This is a genomic window from Bradyrhizobium sp. WYCCWR 12699, assembly GCF_032144035.1.
Taxonomy (GTDB): domain Bacteria; phylum Pseudomonadota; class Alphaproteobacteria; order Rhizobiales; family Xanthobacteraceae; genus Bradyrhizobium.
This window is the reverse complement of the sequence record NZ_JAVTJN010000005.1, coordinates 84657-100374: the sequence shown is the minus strand read 5'-3', so window position 1 is coordinate 100374 and position 15718 is coordinate 84657. Positions and strand designations below refer to the sequence as shown.

Here is a 15718-nt window from a genome sequence, read left to right as displayed (position 1 = left end):
TGCGGAAGAGGTGGGCCACGCCTCGGGCTACCTATTGGATCGAACTGGCTACTACTTCGCCCACTCGCCCTTGCGGAACACCGGGACCTTGCTGCCATCGGGCAAGATGCCGTCGATATCGGTCTCGGCCGAGCCGATCATCCAGTCGATATGGATCAGGCTCTGGTTGCCGCCTTGCGCCGCGATCTGCTGCGGGGTGAGCTGCGCGCCGTTGACGAAGCACTTCGAATAGCACTGGCCGAGCGCGATGTGAGACGCCGCGTTCTCGTCGAACAGCGTATTGTAGAACAACAGCCCGCTCTGCGAGATCGGCGAGGAATGTGGCACCAGCGCCACCTCGCCGAGGCGGCGGGCGCCCTCGTCGGTGTCGAGCACCTTGTTCAGCACCTCAGCACCGCGCGAAGCCTTTGCGTCCACGATCTTGCCGTCTTCGAAGCGCACCGCGATGTTGTCGATCAGCGTGCCTTGGTAGGACAGCGGCTTCGAGCTCACGACATGGCCATAGACGCGACGGCAATGCGGCGTGGTGAAGACCTCTTCGGTCGGGATGTTGGCGTTGCAGCTGATGCCGTTCTTGGACAGCGAGGCCCCGCCCTCCCATTCGTGGCCGTCGGCAAGACCAATTGTGAGGTCGGTGCCCGGTCCCGAATATTGCAAGGCACGAAAGCGCTGGCCGTTGAGCCAGTTGGTCCGCTCGCGCAGCACCGCATTGTGGCTCGCCCAATTGCCCATCGCGTCCTCGCGATCGACACGGCTTGCTGCGAAAATCGCATCCGCCAGCTTGCCGATGGCAACGTCCTCGGGATCATCGGGGAAGACCTGCTTGGCCCAGGACGGGCTCGGATAGGCGATGATGTTCCAGTTGGTGTCGAAATTGACGATCTTCTCCAGCGCGGGCTGATAGGCCATCGAGTTCGCCTTGCTGGCGCGTGCCACCTTGGAAGGATCTTCGCCCGACAGCAGCATCGGATTGTCGCCGACGATGGCGAGCCGCGCGGTGTTGTCAGCGAATGCCTTGGCCATGCCCTCGTAGAGCCAGCCGGCGGCGCGATCGAAGCTGTTGTCGTGGCCGTGGCGGTAGCGCGCCAGCGTCATCTCCTCGTCCGACAGGATCGGCGTCACGATACCGGCGCCGGCCTTGTAGGCATGCACGGCGATCCGCCTCACCAGCGGCAGCGCGATCGCAGGCGCGGTGAGAAGAAGATCCTGTCCCGGCCGCAAGCCCAGGCCCACCTTCACCGCCACCTCGGCCAGCCGGTCGAGCTTCACGGGATCAATGGAAGCGGTGGAATTGCGGTGGTCGGTCATGCGGGGCCCTCTGCCGAAGTCTCTCGTTCAATCTAAGTCTAGCATCGCGAGGCGCAAGTGCGCGAGCACCTTGCGGCACCGAGAAGATACGCAGTTTCACGCATATTGGTTTTCAACGCGTTGCCGATTTCAGCACCCGGTCAACCATGTCGGGCGCGAGCCCGAGGTAATTTTTCGGTGAGGTGAGCGCCTCGATTGTGGCGCGATCGATGCGGCTCGCGATCCGCGAGTCCGCCGACAGCGCATCGGCCAGGCTCATTCCCTTGTCGTTGGCCTGACGGCAGGCGTCGTAAACCACGTCATGGGCCTCTTGCCGGCCGAGCTGCGGCGCGAGCCCCATCATGACCGCTTCGGCCACGATCAGGCCGCGGCTGACCGCGAGATTGTCGTTCATCTTCGCCTCGTCCACGATCAGGCCGGCGAGTGCGAACTTCGCCTGATGCAGCGCGCCGGCGGTCAGCACGAAGCTTTCGGGGATCGCCATCCATTCGGCGTGCCAGGGCCCCGTGGCGCGCTCGAAATCCTGAACCATGGCGTCGAGCATCAGGCCGGCATGCTGGCGCACCGCCTTGGAGGCCGCCAGCATCAGTTCCGACGAGATCGGATTGCGCTTCTGCGGCATGGTCGAGGAGGCGCCGCGCCCCTTGACGAAGGGCTCGTAGACCTCGGCGAACTCGGTCGAGGCCATGATCATGATGTCGAGCGCAATCTTGCCGAGCGAGCCGGTGACGAGAGCCAGGAAGTTCACGGCTTCCGCAAATCCGTCGCGCGCGACGTGCCAGGTCGAGGCGGGAACGCCGAGCTTCAACTCGGCGCAGAGTGCCTCCTGCACCTCGAACCCCTTGTCGCCGAGCGAAGCCAGCGTACCGGCTGCGCCGGCGAACTGGCCAACCAGCACGCGCGGCTTCAGCTGCCTCAGTCGCTCGGCATGGCGATCGAACATGGCGAGCCAGATCGCGGTCTTGTAGCCGAAGGTCACCGGCAACGCCTGCTGGAGATGGGTGCGGCCGGCCATCGGCGTGTCGCGATGGCGTTTCGAGAGGTTCGCCAGGATGCCTCGGAGTTCGTCGATGTCGCGCGCGACGATCTCCAGCGCGGCGCGGAGCTGCAGCACCACGGCGGTGTCCATGATGTCCTGCGTGGTCGCGCCCCAATGCACGTAGCGGCCGGCCTCCCCGCACTGCTTCGCCAGCTGATGCACCAAAGGGAGGATGGGGTAGCCGACGATGTCGGTTTCCTGCCTGAGCAGATCGAAATCGAGCGCGGCGACGTCAGTCCGCGCCGCGATCTGCTCGGCAGCGTCTCGCGGAATGACGCCGCATCTCCCTTCCGCCCTCGCCAACGCCACCTCGACCTCCGCATAGCGGGCGACCGTCGCGACGTCGGAAAACACCTCGCGCATCTCCGGCGTGCCGAAGGCATCGCGGAACAGCATGGAATCGAGCACAGTGGTGGAAGCGCTAAAGGCGGGCATGGGCGTTTCTTCGTGGTTGGTGGTTTGTATGGGCGATAGCTTATGCAGGCCGCGCGGTTCAGGAAAGGACATTCACGGCTCATCGCATCGACCGCACGACGACATCATGACGGCACTTCCCGTTAATTCGTCATCCTGAGGCGCGGGCGAGCGATGCTAAGCAGCGCACGAGGAGCCTCGAAGGATGAGCGGCCGCGCTGCAGCCGGGCCGTGCATCCTTCGAGGCCTCCGCTGCGCTCCGGCACCTCGGGATGACGATGTTGGATATGCGAAGATGATCTTTCTTGGTGATTTGCTCAGCGCAACATCCTGGCAGTGGTTGTATTCCCTCCGACAAGGGCATGGCTGCCATCACACGATGGCGGTGAACCAGGCGCCCCTCTCGGCAGACTCACAATTTTCGACCCAAATTTCCTTTTTGTCGTTTGCTTGCCCGATGTCGTTGTGAAGCCTGAGTTTTCGACGTGCAGTTTCTGTTCCGGGACCACCTCCTCGATACCGACCTGCGCGAGCTGAGCCGCGAGCAGGTTCCAATTGCCGTGGAGCCGCAGGTCTTCGACCTCGTCGTCCACCTCATGCAGAACCGCGACCGCGTCGTCAGCAAGAACGAGCTGATCGACAAGATCTGGCACGGCCGCAGCGTCTCCGAATCCACTCTGACCAGCCGCATCAACGCCGCGCGCAAGGCGATCGGCGACAGCGGCGCGAGCCAGACCCTGATCCGCACCATCGCCCGCAAGGGTTTTCGCTTCGTCGGCGATGTCGAGGCCAAAGGTGGCGCGATCCTGCCGGAACACGGCCGCGCCGCCTTCATGCCGCGGGCTGCGCTGGCGCTTCCCGAGCGGCCCGCGATCGCCGTGCTGCCCTTCACCAATATGAGCGGCGAGGACGGGCAGGATTATTTCTCGGACGGCATCTGCGAGGACATCATCACCGCGCTGTCGAAGCTGCGCTGGTTCTTCGTCGTCGCGCGCAATTCCTCCTTCGTCTACAAGGGCCGCGCCGTGCACATCCGCGAGGTCGCGCGCGAGCTCGGGGTACGCTACGTGGTCGAAGGTAGCGTGCGGCGGAGCGGCGAGCGGGTGCGCATCTCGGCCCAGCTCAACGATGTCTCGACCGGCAGCCATCTCTGGGCTGAGCGCTACGATCGCGAGCTCGCCGACATCTTCGCCGTGCAGGACGAGATCACCGAGGCGATTGTCGCCGCGATCGAGCCACAGCTCTATGCCGCCGAAAACTTTCGCGCCCAGCAGAAGCCGCCGGGGAGTCTCGATGCCTGGGACCTCGTGATGCGCGCGCTGTCGCATCATTGGCGCATCACGCGGGAGGACAACGCCGCCGCGCAGGGGTTGCTCGAACAGGCTGTCGCGATCGATCCTGCCTATGGCAAGGCGCTGGGCCTGCTCGCGACCAGCCACATTTTCGGTGCGCATATGGGCTGGGCCGACATGGCGACGACAGTGCCGATCGCCGAGCGCGCGGCGCTCGCGGCGGTGGAAGCCGATCGCGAGGACGCCTTCGCCCACCACGGGCTCGCCTACACCTATCTGTTCCGCCGCCGCTTCGACGACGCGCTGGCCGAGTTCGAGCTGGCGCTGCAGCTCAATCCGAATTTTGCAATGGCGCACGCCTTCCATGGCGTGACGCTGTGCTACGCCGGCCGGTGGCAGGACGGCGACGCCGCCGCGCGCCGCGCATTGCGGCTCAGCCCGCGCGACCCGCTCGCGGCAATCTATTGCGGGGTTGCGGCCTATGCCCGGTTCGTCGGCCGCGACTATGAGGGAGCCGTGCAGATGGCGCGGGAGTCGATGCGGCAACGCGGCGATTTCGTCGGCGCGCACCGCGTGCTGACGGCTGCCGCTGGGATGTCAGGAAATCCGGCGCTCGCGGCGACCGCCCTGGACGGTCTGCGCCGCGCTCAGCCCGGCATCTCGCTCGGCTGGATCACACGCGAGCTGCCGATGCTGCGAGACGAGGATCGTGCGCATTATTTGGAAGGGTTTCGGCGCGCCGGAATGACGTGACGGCGGCGCGGCAATGACAGCGCACCTTCTTTGCTGGCAGAATCGCGGATAAGCGCTAATCGTCGTCGGAGCCGAACAGCCTGATCTGCGGGAAGCCACCGCGCGGCCGGCCGGCGTAATCGCGGGAATCCGAGTCCTCGCGGACGTTGCGCGCGACGTCGTCCCAATCGGTGCGATCGCGCACGCCGCGCTGCTCGCGGCCCTCGTAATAATGGCGGCGCTCTGCCCAACGATCGCGGCGCTCCATTCGGCGCCGCTCTGACGCTGCGCGCTTCACGTCGGAATCTTTCGCCTTGGCATAGGCATTGTCAGGCGACGTGGCGGGATCGACCGATGCTTGCTGCTCGCCCGGTTTTGCGGCCTTTGGTGACGATGCGAGGGCCGGTTTGGACTGTTCCTTAGATTGTTCCTTGAACTGTTCCTTGGGTGGCTCAACCGCGGCCGCCTGTGACGGCGGCGGCGGTGCCGGCGGTTCGGCATTCGCTTGAGTGGGCTGCGGGTCAGGTTTGGCCACTTCGGGCTTGGCCGCTTCAGGTTTGGCTTCAGCCTGCGCCGGTGTGGCGATCATCCCGCCAAAGGCTTGCGAGCCCGTGAGATAATTCACGCGTTCCGACGGCGCGTTGGTCGCCGCCGGCACGCCAGCCGATTCAGCGCGTTGCGCCATCTTGCTGGTGTCCGGGCCGTGCTTGGACGTGACCGGATTCATGATATTGCCGGCGACGATGCCGCCGCCCAGACCAATGGCGATGGCTGCGACAATGGTTCCGGCACCGACGAAATAGGCTGTCGAGGCGCGCATTGATCCACTCCCTCTTTGGGGCGAGCAACGCGCGTTGATTGCCGGATGTTCCTGGTGGGAAAGCAGTTCCTGAAGGGAACTTGAGCGTCAGATCTGCTGCGCGACCTTCTCGAGCCCGATGAGGCGAGCGAGCTTGCGCACTTCCTCTTTCTGATCGTCACGCAGCTGGAACAGCAGCGGCATGGCCGCCGACTTCAACTGCTGGACCTCATCGCAATTCGGGTCGATCTGCGCGCTGGGCGGCGCGTTCGGATTGGAGAGCTTGTTCGCGGAAATCTTCCGGACGACGTTGCGCAGCGCGCTCTCAACCGAGGGCCAGTAATATTCCTGCGACGAGGACAGTTTCAGGCGGTCCCTGATGCCCGCGATCTGTGCGTCGGACAGCAGGGTGTAATGTTTCTGCGGCTGCGGCTTCGTCACCACCTTCGGCTTGGCCGGAACTTCGACGGCGGGAACCTCCGCGGCGGCGGGCGCTTCGGACACGCTTGGCGCGGCCTTCGGCATTGGGAAGTCGGTGGGCGTTGCAGCGGCAAAGGCCTGGCGCAGCGGCTCGGTCAGCACGGGCGCCTGGGAAAGCCTGTCGGCGGGAACCTGCACCGGCTCGATCGCGGCCGAAGCCAGGGCGAGGGTCGGGACCAGGCGATCGGCCTTGGCGGCGCGGTTGGTTGCGAGCGGCTTGGGCGGAGGCGTCTGGGCGATCATGTCTTCGCTGACGCTGGGTACGCTGTCGCGGCCAAGGATGGCGGTGGTTGCGGCGCCCAGGACGAGGAAACAGGTCAGCACAACGATGGTGATGGCTTTGGACAAACGTCTCTCCGGGAACGGAGCTTCACGAGTTTGTTAACGATGCCCGGGAAAAGGGCACGAATTATGGCTTGAGTGTGCCTTCGTTGCGACAATCAGCATGCTTGCAGCGACATTCCGCGCAAAAAGCCAAGGAAATCAGGCTGCTGCCGACAGGTCGTAGGCGTCCTGGATGTCGGCGACGATCTCCGAGGCCTCCCAGACCGCGCGCGGCTCGACCGATTGCAGCGCCACCGTCCAGTTGCCGCCCCGGCGGGTGCGGGGGACGCTGACGATGTCGAAGCGGACGTTGCGGCACAGCGGGTGGCGGGCCAGGGCATGAGCGACGCGGACGCGAATCTCGTCCAGCGTCGCGGCTGTCTTGCTGTTGAGATAATCGAAATCCATCGCCTGTCCCTCTCGTCCTGATTGGCGGCCGTGAGGGGATTCTTGGCGGGCGTTGGTTAATCTGCCGTTAAGTGAGGCGTTTCGAGCGAGCGCTCGATTAACTGTGATCGAGACCGGCGGGCCCTGCCCCTCCGCAATTCTACGGGGATAGACGCGTCCTCGCCTCGCGATATTCGATCACGGTCCGCGCAACGAGATCCTCGACAGCGAGCACGTTGGTGACACCCGAGGTGGAATGTCCCCCGCTCCAGATGTCGCGCCAGCGTTTCGGACGATTCTCGCGCTTGGCGACGTCAATATCCTCGGCAATGTCGATCGCGCCGCGCGCCGGCAGGTCGTCAGGATCAAGCCCGGCGGCCACGATCGACGGCCGCAGCATGCTGGTCTGCAGGCCCGTGAATGCGGTGGTGAGCAGGATGTCGTCGGCGCTGCTGTCGACCAGCATCCGCTTGTGGCGGTCGTCCGCCATGCTCTCGCGCGTCGCGATGAACTTGGTGCCCATATAAGCGAGATCGCAGCCGAGCACTTCGGCCGCATGCAGCGCATGGCCGTCGCTGATGCCGCCGGCGAGCACGATGATGCCGTCATAGAACGCGCGCACCGCGCGGACGAAGGCGAACGGGTTGAGCCAGCCGGTCTGCCCGCCCGCGCCCGCGGTGAGCAGCACCAGCCCGTCGGCCCCAGCTTCGGCCGCGCGTTCGGCGTGGCGGATGGAAGCGACGTCCGCCAGCACCAGCGCACCCGCATCGTGCAGCGGCTTCACCACGGGCGCGGGCGAGCCGACCGACGTGATGACGATCTCGGGTCTGTGCCGCAGCAGCACGGCGAGATCCTGCTCCAGCCGCGCATTGGAGCGATGCACGATCAGGTTCGGGCAGAGCGGCGCGGCCTTGCGGCCGGTCTGGTCTTCGTGCTGGCACAGCCGCGTCTCGATCGTGGTGAGCCATTCATCGAGCTGGTCCGGACTGCGGCAATTCACGGTCGGGAAGCTGCCGATCACCCCGCTCTGGCAGGCCGCGGCCATGAGCTCGACGCCCGACACCAGGAACATCGGCGCCGCGATCAAAGGCAGCGCGAGACGATCGCGAAAGCGTTGCAGTCGATCGGATGTCACGCATGCCTCCCCTCGCGCGGGCTTTGTCGTTTCCTCCCGCAGTCTCTGTGCTAGCGTCATCGGCAACATTGGCACGTCAGAAGCCGGTGACAAAGCAACGAGGAAACATATGTCCGATCTGCTCCACGCATCGTCCCCGACTTGTGCGCAGACGCTACGGGCGCTGTCGCGCTATCCCGGCCGCACCGCCTTCGCCTGGCCCGGCGGATCGTTGAGTTACCAAGGCACCATCGACCTGATCGGACGCATCCAGAATGTATTCATGCGGCTCGGCTTGCGGCCGGGCGCGCGCGCCGCCTTCCTCACCGCGAACCGTGCCGACACCTGGTGCGCCGGCGTCGCCGCACAATTGTCGCGGCTCTGCATCACCTGGCTGCATCCGCTGGGATCGCTCGAGGACCAGCTGTTCCAGCTCGACGATTCCGAAGCCGAGATGCTGGTGGTCGATGCGGCTGCCTTCCGCGATCGCGGCGGCGAGCTTGCGGCGAGAGCGGGCCGGCTGAAGGCGGTCTTCACCATGGGGCCGGCCGGCTACGGTGTCGATCTGCTGGCCGCCATCGAGAGCACGGGACATGCGAGCGCGCAAAACCTCGCCAGCCTCGACGATCTCTCGACGCTGAACTACACCGGCGGCACCACCGGCAAATCCAAGGGCGCGCTGCGCTATCACCGCGAGAATGCCGGAGCAGCCGCCGCGATCCTCGCCGATTTCGAAATCCCCGACGCAGCGCGCTACCTCACGGTCGCCCCGATCAGTCACGTCGCCGGCACGAAAGTGCTGCCGACCCTGATGCGCGGCGGCACCGTGCACATGCTCAAGGGATTTGATCCCGAGGCGGTGCTGACGACGATCGCGCGCGAGCGCATCAATTTCACGCTGTTCGTGCCGACCATGATCTACGTGCTGCTCGACCATCCCGCGCTTGACAGGACCGATCTCTCCTCGCTGGAGCTGGTGCTCTACGGGGCGTCGGCGATGTCGCCGAGCCGGCTGGTCGAAGGCATCGAGCGGATCGGCCCGGTGTTCTCGCAGCTCTACGGCCAGACCGAATGCTATCCGGTCTCGGTGCTGCGCAAGGCGGATCACGATCCCAAGACGCCGGAGCTGTTCCTGTCCTGCGGCTTCCCGATCGCAGCCTGCGAAGTCAGGATCCTCGACGACAACGACGAGGAGGTGAAGACGGGCGAGGCCGGCGAGATCTGCGTGCGCGCCCCGCATGTCATGGCGGAATACTGGAAGCGGCCGGACATCACCGCCGAGACGCTGAAGAACGGCTGGGTGCACACCGGCGACATCGCGCGGAAGGACGAGCGCGGCTACATGTTCATCCTCGACCGCAAGAAGGACATGATCGTATCAGGCGGCTTCAACATCTTCCCGCGCGAGGTCGAGGACGTGCTGTCGCAACATCCCGATGTCGCCATGGTCGCGGTCGTCGGCATTCCCGACGAGAAATGGGGCGAAGCCGTCACCGCCATTGTCGTGCCGCGCGAGGGCGCAAGGCCGGATCCGGACGAGCTGATCAATTTGGTCAAGACCCGCAAAGGCTCGGCGCATGCGCCCAAGCAGATCCAGTTCGTCAAGCAATTACCGATGACCGGCGTCGGCAAGGTCGACAAGAAAGTGCTGCGCGCAGGCTTCTGGAGCGGCCGGGATCGGATGGTGGGGTAAAACACCCCGGAATTCTACGGGGATGTTGTGGCCCGGACAGCACAACGCGCAACGGAGTGCGCGCGCGTGGCGCCCACACAATTGCCGGCGAATCCGGGAATCACCTAGACCGCTGATGGGGCTGGGAAGCGGAGTGGGACATGAGAGTCGCTTCCCTGGAAAGTGCAGTCGCCGCGGTCACGTTGATCACGGCTATCATCGTGGTGCTGTGGGAGATCAAGATCTTCTACGGACTATGAACTGGCAGGATGCCCGGGTCGAACACGACCACGCATCCCTTCCGCGGCGGCGGAAGCCTGCCCGTTCAATCGCGCGATCCGTGCCCTCACCGCTTCTCGATCACCAGACTCTGCACCGCGCGGCCGAAATAGCCCTGGCGGTCGGCGAGGCGCGACATTGCGAGGCCTGTGCCGTCGGCACCGATCCAGGATTCCCCGTCGAGCAGGATCCACTCGCCGACTGGCTGACGCGCGAAGCTCACGGTGAGGTCTGCATTGATGTAGGTCCAGGCGCGGAAGTCGAGCGTCGAAGCGGTGCCGTTGGAGAAATCGGCGGCGACCACGGCGCGCATGGCCTGCGAGATCGCCTCCCCCTCGATCAGCGGATTATCGACGCGAAACCAGATCGCGCCGGCACCGGCCTGACCGAAGCGGCCGCGCGCGGCACGCATCGAGACCGAACGCACGAACGGGCTGGTGGCGGCGTGACCATCCTCGGCCAGTGAATCCTCCGGCGACGGCAGCGTGACCGGAAGCTCCTCGACATCATCGGGCAGGCTCAAGGCCTGGCGCCTGATCTTGAGCACGGTCGCGCCGACGACCTGCACGCCATCGGCCAGCAGCTTGATATTGCAGAGCTGGATCTTGCGGCCCTCGCGCAGGACCTCGGTCTCGATCGTGAGCGGCGCCACCGGTACCGGACGCATCAGGTCGATGGTGACCCGCGCGATGTCCATTGCAACAGGCGTCGGAATGCGCTCGGCTGCCCACGTCACCAGCGACGCCGGCGCCGAGCCGTGCTGCATGCGCCGATCCCAGGGACCGGCGGCATCCGGGCTGGTGACGACGCTGTTGCCGTCGACGCGGTAGATGGCGGACATCACTCAAATCTCTGTTGGCTTTGAATGTCGGAGCTTAGCAAAAAGTGTCGTCCCTGCGAACGCAGGGACCCATAACCCCAGGAAGAAGTTGTCGCGCGAGACTGGCAACCCCGAGTGTTCGCCAAACTCCTCGTGGTGGCTATGGGTCCCGGGTCTGCGCTGACGCTTGCCCGGGACGACAGTGGAGAGAGGCGGGACGACAGTGTTCTACAGCGGCGGATCGACCGCTTCGTCGTATTCCTTCTTGAAACGGGCGATCAGTTCGGCGGCGGGCACGATGCCGTCGACGCTGCCGATGCCCTGGCCCGAGCCCCAGATCTCCTTCCACGCCTTCGGCTTGGCGCGCTCGCCGGAGGCGTCGGTGCCGAAATTCATCTTGGAGGGATCGGAGGTCGGCAGATTCTCGGGATCCATGCCGGCAGCGAGAATCGAGGGCTTCAGATAGTTGCCGTGCACGCCGGTGAAGAGGTTGGAATAGACGATGTCGTCGGCGGTCGATCCCGCGATCATCTCCTTGTACTTCTCGACCGCGTTGGCTTCCTTGGTCGCGATGAAGGCCGAGCCGATATAGGCGAAGTCGGCCCCCAGGATGCGCGCCGCGCGGATCGCCTTGCCGTTGCCGATCGCCCCGGACAGCGCGATCGGTCCGTCGAACCATTTGCGCGTCTCGGCGACGAAGGCCAGCGGCGAGATGGTGCCGGCATGGCCGCCGGCGCCCGCTGCGACCAGGATCAGACCGTCGGCGCCCTTCTCGATCGCCTTGTGCGCGAATTTCTGGTTGATCACGTCGTGGAAGACGATGCCGCCCCAGCCGTGCACGGCCTGGTTCAGCTCCTCGCGGGCGCCGAGCGATGAGATGATCATCGGCACCTTGTACTTGGCACAGAGCTGCATGTCGTGGTCGAGCCGGTTGTTCGACTTGTGCACGATCTGGTTGACGGCAAACGGCGCCGACGGCCGTTCCGGATGGGCGCGGTCATAGGCCGCGAGCTCTTCGGTGATCCGCGCCAGCCACTCGTCGAGCAGCTCGGGCGGCCGCGCGTTCAGCGACGGGAAAGAGCCGACCACACCCGCCTTGCACTGCGCGATCACGAGATCGGGCACCGAGATGATGAAGAGCGGCGAGCCGATCACGGGGATCGACAGGCGCCCTTTGAACAGGGCAGGCATGGACATTGCGAAACGATCCTCTGTTGGTCGGCCGATGGCAGGTTGGGCGCCATACCAACAAGGCAATCTTTCCACTGTCAAGTATTGCGTTTTGGCGCCGTGGCGACACCAGCGCTACTATTCCAAGCCGCGGAATTCTCTCCTCGTCGATCCGCGGCGACGCGTCAGCGTCGAACCCGGAATGACGGCGACTGCCTATCCGATCAGATCCGGATTGATCAGCCGCTCGAACGAGAACATCTCGTCCCACTTCTCCTGCGTCAGCAGCTTGCGCTCGGTCACCACGATCTGGTGCAGCGACTTGCCGCTCTTGTAGCCTTCACGCGCGATCTCGGCGCATTGCTTGTAGCCGAGCAGCGGCTTGAGCACCGTGACGATACCGAGTGAATTCAGCACCATGTTGCGGGTGTGCTCCGCGTTGGCGGTGATGCCGACGACGCAATTCTCGCGCAGGCTGTTGACGGCGCGCTCCATGGTGCGGATCGAGAAGAACAGCGCGAACGAGATCACCGGCTCCATCACGTTGAGCTGGAGCTGGCCCGCGGACGCCGCGAGCGTCACCGTGGTGTCGAGCCCGATGACAAGGAAGCTGGTCTGGTTGACGACCTCGGGGATCACAGGATTGACCTTGCCGGGCATGATCGAAGATCCCGGCTGCAGCTGCGGCAGGTTGATCTCGTTGAAGCCGGCGCGCGGGCCGGAGGCGAGCAGGCGGATGTCGTTGCAGATCTTCGTCAGCTTGCTCGCCGTGCGCTTGAGGACGCCCGAGAGCTGCACATAGGCGCCGGTGTCCGAGGTCGCCTCGACGAGATCGCCTGCGAGGATGAAGTCGACGCCGGTGAGCGCGCTCAGATGCCGGACCGCGAGCTTGGGATAGCCGACGGCCGCGGTCACGGAGGTGCCGATCGCGGTGGCGCCGAGATTGATCTCGCGCAGCAGCGCCCGCGCCTCGGAGATGCGATCGACCTCCTCGCCGATCGTGGTGCCCCATCCCCGGAATTCCGCGCCGAGCGACATCGGCACGGCATCCTGCAGATGCGTGCGGCCCATCTTCAGAACGCGGTCGAACTCGCGCCCCTTGGCGAAGAATGCTTCCTGGAGCTGGCGCAGCGCGGTCATGTAGCTCTCGAGCCGCAGGACCAACGCGAGGCGAAAGGCGGTCGGATAGGTGTCGTTGGTCGACTGGCCGTAATTGACGTGATCGTTGGGACTGACGTGCTGATAGTCGCCCTTGCCGAAACCGAGCGATTCCAGCGCGAGGTTCGCGATCACCTCGTTGGCGTTCATGTTGGTCGAGGTGCCGGCGCCGCCCTGGATGAAGTCGGTGACGAACTGATCCATCATGTCGCCGGCGATGACGCGGTCGCAGCCGAGGATGATCGCGTCGGCCACCTTGGCGTCGACCGCGCCGAGGTCGCGGTTGGCCATCGCGGCGGCCTTCTTCACGTAACCGAGCGCCTTCACGAAGTAAGGCTCCTGGTTCATCGGAATGCCGGTGATGTGGAAGTTCTCCTTACCCCGGATGGTCTGGACGCCGTAGTAGATGTCGTCGGCGATCTCACGCTGTCCGAGGAAGTCCTGCTCCGTACGGCTCATAGGCGCTCCTTGTTGCATGCGCGCGAGGCCTTCACCTCAGTTCTGGCACAGCGCGCTGGTCACGAAAGTATCGGTGCGGCAGTCGTCCGGCTTGCGTTGCCTACCCGGGATCAGGACCTTGGCCGAGCATTTCTCGGCGGAATCGGCATTCAGGCTCTTGCCTTCCTTGTAGCCCTTGCTCTGGCAGAGATGGTCGGCGGCCTGCTTGCAGTCGGGCGCGCCGTTCGACGAGGCCGGACAGGCCACACGCCCTGACACCATGGTCGAGGGCTTGGTGAGCCGTGACAGGTCGTTCATGGTTTCGCCGGGGCTTTTGATCGGCGGCAGGATCGAGGGCAGCTTGTCGAACAGCTTGCCCATTTCATTGATCAATCCGGGATTTTCCTCGCGGGCAGGCGGCGCCGGTGGAGCGGGCGTCGACGGTGGCGGCGCGGCCTGCGTTCCCTGCTGCTGGAGGCCGAGCGATTGCGGCCATCCTGTCCCGCCGGCACCGAGCAGGAGCAGCAGCGCTGCTGACATCAGCGTCCCGAGCCGCAGAGCCGGATTGCCGGATCGAACCATCATGCCGGCAACCGTAGCCGAAGCCGGCCCGGCGGCAAAGCCGCCAAGACGTTAGATCAGCTTGATGGCGATGACGAAGCCGAGCACCAACGCTGCGGCGCCGACCGCCACCACGAGACCGAGATGCTTCTCGATCTTGACGCGGATCCAGTCGCCATAGCGATTGAGCAGGATCGCGACGATGAAGAAGCGTCCGCCGCGTGCAATGACGGAGAACAGGACGAATAGAAGCAGGTTGTATCCGGCAAAGCCGGACGTGATGGTGACGAGCTTGTACGGGATCGGCGTCAGCCCCTTGAGCAGGATGATCAGCGCGCCCCATTCGGCATATTTGGCACGGAAGCCGTCGACCTGATCGCCGAGCCCGTAGAGCTGGATCAGCCAATGACCCAGCGAGTCGTAGAGCAGCGCGCCGATGGCGTAGCCGAGGATGCCGCCAAGCACCGAGGTCGCGGTGCAGACGGTCGCATAGAGCCAGGCGCGCTGCGGGCGCGCCAGCGACATCGGGATCAGCATCACATCCGGGGGGACCGGAAAAAAGGAGCTTTCGGCGAAAGACACGATGCCCATGATCCAGAGCGCGTAGGGCTTATGGGCGGCGTCGATGCACCAGTCGTAGATACGTTTCAGCATGGCGCCGCGATGAAGCACCATGGGGCGGATTTGTCCATCGCGAGTTTTGTGACGATTTTGTCGCGCTTTAGTGGCGCTTGCGCGCGGCGCGCCCCTCGAGCGCGACAATTGGCCGCCTGGCAGCCACGCGCGGTGAGGCGACTTTGGGCAGCTTCATCGACGATTTCGGCAACTTCTCGGCGATGCCGAGCATGTCTTCACGCCGCGTCATCTCGCGCCAGACGTCCTCGGGGCGCACGCCGGCCGAGGCCCAGAGCACGGTGAGATTGTACAGGAGGTCGGCGCTTTCCCGGATCACGGCGTTGGTGTCGCCATTGACCGCATCGATCACGACCTCGATGGCCTCTTCGGCAAGCTTCTTTGCCATCTTCGAGGGCCCGCGCTGAAACAGCCGGGCCGTACGCGATGTTGCCGGATCAAGATCCCTGGCCGCGAGCACAGCCAGATATAGCCGCTCAAGCGAATCACTCATGGTACTCAAAACTACTCTAAACAAATGGCGAGCGTGTTAACGCGCGGGCATAAAAGCAGAAAACAGGCCGGCGCGGCAAGCGCGACGGCCTGTTCGGGTCAAGTTCGGTAACCCGCTTAGTAGCAGGTTGAGAGGTTGCCCTGGCCGCCTTGCGCAGACTGGTAGGGACCGCCGCAACGATGGAACGGGCGCGGGCCGATATAGGAATCGCCGCCGTAGTAGACCGGGCCGTCGTCATAGTAGACCGGACCGCCGCCATAATAGGCCGGCGCGTCGTAAGCATAGGCGTCGCGGGTGGCGGCGATCGCAAGGCCGGTGCCGATGGCGCCGGCGATGGCCGCGCCGGCAAAGGCCGCGCCGCCTCCGCCATGCCAGTGGCGACCGCCGGCGTAGGAGGCAGTCGGGGCGACCGCGGTCAGCGCCAGCACCGCGGCAGTGGCGAGAACGGCCTTGCGGCCGGTAAACTTCGAAAAACTGTCAAACATGTCCTGGACCCTCCTTGGGACCTCGAATGGTGCCTGCAGACAAGGCTCATGTCTTTCAAACACGCACCTCCATGTTGGGTTCCCCACCCCCAACACAAGCTGAACGGGGTTGCGTAATCG

At 64.9% G+C, this 15718-nt stretch carries 15 protein-coding genes; 2 read left to right on the top strand and 13 right to left on the bottom strand.

Features of this window, described 5'->3' with window-relative positions:
• Nucleotides 1-51: 51 nt before the first annotated feature.
• Both RPS27_RS05235 and pcaB read right to left on the bottom strand, forming a co-directional pair.
• Nucleotides 52-1308 (bottom strand): aminopeptidase, encoded by a 1257-nt coding sequence (locus RPS27_RS05235; protein ID WP_194404608.1) that lies wholly within the window; start codon nt 1306-1308, stop codon nt 52-54.
• A gap of 112 nt (nt 1309-1420) precedes the next feature.
• Nucleotides 1421-2782, bottom strand: a complete 1362-nt coding sequence (pcaB, locus tag RPS27_RS05230; RefSeq protein WP_212067787.1) for a 3-carboxy-cis,cis-muconate cycloisomerase — start codon at nt 2780-2782, stop codon at nt 1421-1423.
• Between the two features lie 464 nt (nt 2783-3246).
• Between pcaB and RPS27_RS05225 the strand changes: the two genes are divergently transcribed.
• Nucleotides 3247-4806, top strand: coding sequence for a winged helix-turn-helix domain-containing tetratricopeptide repeat protein (locus tag RPS27_RS05225; RefSeq protein ID WP_212067786.1), 1560 nt, complete (start codon nt 3247-3249; stop codon nt 4804-4806).
• Between the two features lie 55 nt (nt 4807-4861).
• Here the strand turns inward: RPS27_RS05225 and RPS27_RS05220 are convergent, their stop codons facing one another.
• The 4 genes from RPS27_RS05220 to RPS27_RS05205 all read right to left on the bottom strand — a co-directional run bounded on the left by RPS27_RS05220 (nt 4862) and on the right by RPS27_RS05205 (nt 7910).
• On the bottom strand, nt 4862-5605 hold the full coding sequence (locus RPS27_RS05220; RefSeq protein ID WP_212067785.1) for a hypothetical protein: 744 nt from the start codon (nt 5603-5605) through the stop codon (nt 4862-4864).
• Nucleotides 5606-5692: 87 nt separating this feature from the next.
• Nucleotides 5693-6412 carry a hypothetical protein gene (locus tag RPS27_RS05215; RefSeq protein ID WP_212067784.1) on the bottom strand — a complete coding sequence of 240 codons (720 nt, stop codon included), beginning with the start codon at nt 6410-6412 and terminating at the stop codon, nt 5693-5695.
• Nucleotides 6413-6547: 135 nt separating this feature from the next.
• Entirely contained in the window at nt 6548-6796 is a 249-nt protein-coding gene (locus RPS27_RS05210) for a hypothetical protein (protein ID WP_194404612.1), read from the bottom strand.
• A gap of 139 nt (nt 6797-6935) precedes the next feature.
• Complete coding sequence (locus tag RPS27_RS05205) at nt 6936-7910, bottom strand: NAD(P)H-dependent flavin oxidoreductase (RefSeq protein ID WP_212067783.1); 975 nt, start codon at nt 7908-7910, stop codon at nt 6936-6938.
• A gap of 109 nt (nt 7911-8019) precedes the next feature.
• Here RPS27_RS05205 and RPS27_RS05200 point away from each other — a divergent pair, with 109 nt between their 5' ends.
• Nucleotides 8020-9582, top strand: a complete 1563-nt coding sequence (locus tag RPS27_RS05200; protein WP_212067782.1) for an AMP-binding protein — start codon at nt 8020-8022, stop codon at nt 9580-9582.
• Between the two features lie 325 nt (nt 9583-9907).
• Here the strand turns inward: RPS27_RS05200 and RPS27_RS05195 are convergent, their stop codons facing one another.
• The 7 genes from RPS27_RS05195 to RPS27_RS05165 all read right to left on the bottom strand — a co-directional run bounded on the left by RPS27_RS05195 (nt 9908) and on the right by RPS27_RS05165 (nt 15598).
• Nucleotides 9908-10681: a thioesterase family protein gene (locus RPS27_RS05195; protein WP_313753885.1), complete on the bottom strand. Its 774-nt coding sequence runs from the start codon at nt 10679-10681 to the stop codon at nt 9908-9910.
• Between the two features lie 207 nt (nt 10682-10888).
• On the bottom strand, nt 10889-11857 hold the full coding sequence (locus tag RPS27_RS05190) for an NAD(P)H-dependent flavin oxidoreductase (RefSeq protein ID WP_194404616.1): 969 nt from the start codon (nt 11855-11857) through the stop codon (nt 10889-10891).
• Between the two features lie 189 nt (nt 11858-12046).
• Nucleotides 12047-13447, bottom strand: coding sequence for an aspartate ammonia-lyase (locus tag RPS27_RS05185; protein ID WP_212067780.1), 1401 nt, complete (start codon nt 13445-13447; stop codon nt 12047-12049).
• A gap of 36 nt (nt 13448-13483) precedes the next feature.
• Entirely contained in the window at nt 13484-14011 is a 528-nt protein-coding gene (locus RPS27_RS05180) for a hypothetical protein (protein WP_212067779.1), read from the bottom strand.
• Between the two features lie 48 nt (nt 14012-14059).
• A complete protein-coding gene (locus RPS27_RS05175) occupies nt 14060-14641 on the bottom strand; it encodes a YqaA family protein (RefSeq protein WP_249132012.1) in 582 nt (193 codons plus the stop codon).
• 67 nt (nt 14642-14708) lie between these two features.
• Nucleotides 14709-15113: a phosphoribosyl-ATP diphosphatase gene (gene hisE, locus RPS27_RS05170; protein ID WP_212067778.1), complete on the bottom strand. Its 405-nt coding sequence runs from the start codon at nt 15111-15113 to the stop codon at nt 14709-14711.
• 116 nt (nt 15114-15229) lie between these two features.
• Entirely contained in the window at nt 15230-15598 is a 369-nt protein-coding gene (locus tag RPS27_RS05165; RefSeq protein WP_211415744.1) for a hypothetical protein, read from the bottom strand.
• Between the last annotated feature and the right edge of the window lie 120 nt (nt 15599-15718).